Annotated in this window: 5 protein-coding genes; all 5 read right to left on the reverse strand. The window is 66.5% G+C overall.

Annotated elements, in window-relative coordinates; genetic code table 11:
- Positions 1-1,935, reverse strand: a 1,935-nt coding sequence (gene fusA / locus Q0716_RS08040; protein WP_299021756.1) for an elongation factor G, incomplete at its 3' end; no start/stop codon positions are given.
- A gap of 102 nt (positions 1,936-2,037) precedes the next feature.
- Entirely contained in the window at positions 2,038-2,508 is a 471-nt protein-coding gene (rpsG, locus tag Q0716_RS08045; protein ID WP_299021759.1) for a 30S ribosomal protein S7, read from the reverse strand.
- 197 nt (positions 2,509-2,705) lie between these two features.
- Positions 2,706-3,083: a 30S ribosomal protein S12 gene (gene rpsL, locus Q0716_RS08050; protein WP_299021762.1), complete on the reverse strand. Its 378-nt coding sequence runs from the start codon at positions 3,081-3,083 to the stop codon at positions 2,706-2,708.
- Positions 3,084-3,171: 88 nt separating this feature from the next.
- Positions 3,172-4,341: a D-alanyl-D-alanine carboxypeptidase family protein gene (locus tag Q0716_RS08055; RefSeq protein ID WP_299021765.1), complete on the reverse strand. Its 1,170-nt coding sequence runs from the start codon at positions 4,339-4,341 to the stop codon at positions 3,172-3,174.
- Positions 4,342-4,445: 104 nt separating this feature from the next.
- Positions 4,446-5,006, reverse strand: a 561-nt coding sequence (locus Q0716_RS08060; protein WP_299021767.1) for an alpha/beta fold hydrolase, incomplete at its 5' end; no start/stop codon positions are given.

The following is a 5,006-nucleotide window of genomic DNA, read 5'->3' on the forward strand; positions in this document are numbered from 1 at the left end:
ACCCGGCAGATCGTCCATGCCCTGCACCATGCCGCGGCGGGACGACAGGTCGCCCATGACGTTGCCCGCGTATTCCTCGGGCGTTTCCACCTCGACCGCCATCATCGGCTCAAGGATCACCGGGTTGGCCTTCTTGCAGCCTTCCTTGAAGCCGAAGATGGCCGCCATCTTGAACGCCTGCTCGGACGAGTCGACCTCGTGGTACGAACCGAAGTGGAGCGTGACCTTGACGTCGACCACGGGATAGCCGGCCAGCACGCCGGCCTGCAGCGCCTCTTCGACGCCCTTTTGCACCGCAGGGATGTACTCGCGCGGCACCACACCGCCCTTGATGGCGTCGATGAACTCGAAACCCTTGCCCGGCTCGTTGGGCTCGATCTTGAACACCACGTGACCGTACTGGCCTTTACCACCCGACTGGCGCACAAACTTGCCTTCGGCCTCGTTGACGGTGCTGCGGATGGTTTCGCGGTACGCCACCTGCGGCTTGCCGACGTTGGCCTCGACGCCGAATTCGCGCTTCATGCGGTCGACGATGATCTCCAGGTGCAGCTCGCCCATGCCGGCAATGATGGTCTGGCCCGACTCTTCGTCGGTGTAGACGCGCAGCGACGGGTCTTCGGCCGCCAGGCGCGACAGCGCGATGCCCATCTTTTCCTGGTCGGCCTTGGCCTTGGGCTCGACGGCCTGCGCGATCACGGGCTCCGGGAACACCATGCGCTCGAGCACGATCGGTGCGGCCGGGTCGCACAGCGTCTCGCCGGTGGTGACTTCCTTGAGACCGACGCAGGCGGCGATGTCGCCGGCGCGGATTTCCTCGATCTCCTGGCGGTTGTTGGCGTGCATCTGCACGATGCGGCCGATGCGCTCTTTCTTGCCCTTGACCGAGTTGAGCACGGTGTCGCCCTTGCGCAGCACACCCGAGTACACGCGCACGAAGGTTAGCTGCCCCACGAACGGGTCACTCATGAGCTTGAACGCCAGGGCCGAGAGCTTCTCGTCATCGCTGGCCTTGCGCGTGACGGGCTGCTCGTTTTCGTCGGTGCCCTGCACGGGCGGGATGTCCACCGGCGACGGCAGGAACTGGATCACCGCGTCGAGCATGCGCTGCACACCCTTGTTCTTGAACGCGGTGCCGCACAGCATGGGCTGGATCTCGACCGCAATCGTGCGCTGGCGCAGGCCGGCGATGATCTCGTCTTCGCTGAGCTCGCCGGTCTCGAGGTATTTGTTCATCAGCTCTTCGCTGGCCTCGGCAGCGGCCTCGACCATCTTCTCGCGCCATTCGTTGGCCTGATCCACCAAGTCGGCCGGGATGTCGCGGTACTCGAACTTCATGCCTTGCGACGCCTCGTCCCAGATGATGGCCTTCATCTTGATGAGGTCCACCACACCCTGGAAGTTTTCCTCGGCACCGATCGGGATCACGATGGGCACCGGGTTGGCCTTCAGGCGCAACTTCATCTGCTCATAGACCTTGAAGAAGTTGGCCCCGGTGCGGTCCATCTTGTTGACGAACGCGAGCCGCGGCACGCGGTACTTGTTGGCCTGGCGCCAGACGGTCTCGGACTGCGGCTGCACGCCACCGACCGCGCAATAGACCATGCAGGCGCCGTCGAGCACGCGCATCGAGCGCTCGACCTCGATGGTGAAATCCACGTGGCCCGGGGTGTCGATGATGTTGAAGCGGTGCTCGGGATAGTTCAAGTCCATCCCGCGCCAGTAGCAGGTGGTGGCCGCCGAGGTGATGGTGATGCCGCGCTCTTGCTCCTGCTCCATCCAGTCCATGGTGGCAGCGCCGTCGTGCACCTCGCCGATCTTGTGGTTGACGCCGGTGTAGTACAGGATGCGCTCGGTCGTGGTGGTCTTGCCGGCATCGATGTGCGCCGAAATGCCGATGTTGCGGTAACGCTCGATGGGCGTGGTACGTGCCATGAAAAAACTCCAGATTCGGATGGGCGAAGCCCGCCGACCTCGTGAGTGGGGGTGGCGGGCTCGAGGGAACGGGGGACTCGGCCTGGACGAGCAGTCGCAGCGTCAGAAACGGAAGTGGCTGAACGCGCGGTTGGCTTCGGCCATGCGGTGCACTTCGTCACGCTTCTTCATCGCGCCGCCGCGGCCTTCGGTGGCCTCGATCAGCTCGTTGGCCAGACGCAGCGCCATGGATTTTTCGCTGCGCTTGCGCGCGGCTTGCTTGACCCAGCGCATGGCCAAGGCTTGACGACGCACGGGGCGCACCTCGACCGGCACTTGGTAGTTGGCGCCGCCGACGCGGCGAGACTTGACCTCGACCAGCGGCTTGACGTTGTTGATGGCGGTGGTGAACACCTCGAGCGGGTCCTTGCCCGTTTTCTTCTCGATGTGCTCGAGCGCGCCGTAGACGATGCGCTCGGCCACCGCTTTCTTGCCGCTCTCCATGATGACGTTCATGAATTTAGAGAGCTCGACATTGCCGAACTTGGGATCCGGCAGGATTTCACGTTTAGGGACTTCGCGACGACGTGGCATGTTCGTATCCTTTTTGCTTCAGTTGGCACCGCTGGGTGCCGCGAGGGCCGACGGGGACCCCCACTTACTCGACCACCGGCGCACCAAGGGCGTCCGGGGCCACACTGCCGAAACACCCGCCAGCCAGGCATTTCGACACCGATGCGTGACAGGCCGATGACGGCCGCTCACGCGAAAACGCGCTTCGCGGGCGCGACTCAGGCCTTCTTGGGCCGCTTGGCGCCGTACTTGGAGCGCGCTTGCTTGCGGTCCTTGACCCCTTGCAGGTCGAGCGAGCCGCGCACGATGTGGTAGCGCACACCCGGCAGGTCCTTGACGCGGCCACCGCGCACGAGCACCACCGAGTGCTCCTGCAGGTTGTGGCCTTCACCGCCGATGTAGGAGATGACCTCGAAGCCGTTGGTCAGGCGCACCTTGGCGACCTTACGCAGCGCCGAGTTCGGCTTCTTGGGCGTCGTGGTGTAGACACGCGTACACACGCCCCGGCGCTGGGGGCAGTTTTGCATCGCCGGGCTCTTGGACTTGTCCTTCTCGACCGTCCGCCCGTGGCGCACGAGTTGGTTGATGGTTGGCATAACGTCCCTAAACGTCAAAAGTGAACGATCCGCCCTCGGGCAGACCCGAAAAGCCCTCTACTGTAGCACGACACGTCGCCAGACGCAATCACCGGATCCACAACCGCAACGCGCCCCACAGGCGGCCGAGCAGCCCCGCCTCTTCCACCGGCTCCAGCACCGTCAGCGGCACCTCCGCCAAGGTCACGCCGCCCGCCGAGAGCACGCGCAGCGTGCCCAGCGGCTGGCCTTTGAGCAGCGGCGCCACCAGTGGATCGGGGCGCACGACCTCGGTGCGCAGGCCCTTGGCCGTGCCAGCCGGCACCGACACGACGATGCCCTCCGGGCGGCCCAGCCGCACGTCGCTCGCGCGCCCCTTCCACACCGGTGGCGTGGCGATGGGCTGGCCCGGGGCCGTCAGGCGCACTGCCTCGAAGGCGCTGAAACCCCAGTTGAGCAGTTTCTGGCTCTCGGCCGCGCGCGCGTTTTCGCTGGCCGCACCCAGCACGACGCTGATCAGGCGGCGCTGCCCCGCCGGACCCTCGCCCAGCCCGGGCTGGGGGCGGCGTGCGGTGGCCACCAAACAGTAGCCCGCGGCGGCGGTATGGCCGGTCTTGAGGCCATCGACCGTGGGATCCCGAAACAGCAGAAGGTTGCGGTTGGTGTCGTTGGCTGCCGGCGTGCCAGGGTAGCGGTAGCGCTGGATGGCGTAGTAACCGACGTACTGCGGAAAATCCTGTATCAGCCGCTGCGCCAGGGTCGCCAAGTCCCGCGCCGTGGTGGTATGACCGGGCGCGGTCAACCCCTCGGGGTTCTGGTAACGCGTGCGCGTCAGCCCCAGCGCCTTGGCCTGCTGGTTCATCAGCTCCACGAAGCGCTCGACCGTGCCCCCCACACCCTCGGCCAGCGCCACGGTCGCGTCGTTGCCGGACTGCACGATCATGCCCTTGAGCAGGTCCTCTACCGGGATTTGCTGATTGGGCTGGATGAACATGCGCGAGCCGGGCATGCGCCACGCGCGCTCACTGACGGTGAGCTTTTGGTCCAGCGTGAGCTTGCCCGCCTTGAGCGCATCGAACACCACATAGGCGGTCATCAGCTTGGTCAGCGAGGCAGGTTCGACCGGCTCATCCGGGTCCTTGGCCGCCAGCACCTGCCCGCTGGTGGCATCCAGCAGCAGCCAGGCGCGCGCCGCGATCTCGGGCGGCTGCGGCGCCTGGGCATGCGCCATCGGTATCCACGCCAGCATCAGCGCGACGAGCCACGCGGTCGCGCCCATTCGGCGCCCGGTGCGGCGGGCACAGGCTTGACTCAGGATTCGGATTCGTTGCAGCACAGACACGTTCATCGTTCCTCGCAGGCCACCCGTGTCGGGGGCGGCCGTCAATCCAGCGCGCGCAAATGGCGCAGGGTCAGGGACTTCAGCAGCGGCAGGCGGCCATGAAAAAAATGCTCGCCCCCCGGCACCACGGTCACCGGCAACCCCATGGGGCGCGCCCAGTCGAGCACCGCGGCCAGTGGCACGGTGTCGTCCGCCTCGCCATGCACGACCAGCGTGCGCGCCTGGAGTTCCTCGGGCAACGGGGGCAATTCGAAGCGGCTCGCTGCGGGCGCGATCAGGCACAAGGCGTGCGCCGGCTGCTGCGGCCACAAGCGGGCCGCAGCAGCCGCGGCCACATAGCCGCCAAAAGAAAACCCCGCCAACACCAGCGGCACCCCCGAGGCCCGCGCCGCCACCACGGCCAGCAGGTCATCGACCTCGCCCACCCCATGGTCGTGCACCCCAGCGCTGCCCCCGACGCCGCGAAAGTGAAAGCGCACCGCCTCCCAGCCCTGTTGCACACAGGCGCGCGCGAGCGTCTGCACGACTTTGTTGTGCAGCGTGCCGCCAAACAGCGGATGCGGGTGGGCGATCACGGCCACGCCCCCGCCGGGCCGCGCGAG

Origin of the sequence: uncultured Tepidimonas sp. (assembly GCF_938045175.1) — a bacterium.
Taxonomy (GTDB): domain Bacteria; phylum Pseudomonadota; class Gammaproteobacteria; order Burkholderiales; family Burkholderiaceae_C; genus Tepidimonas.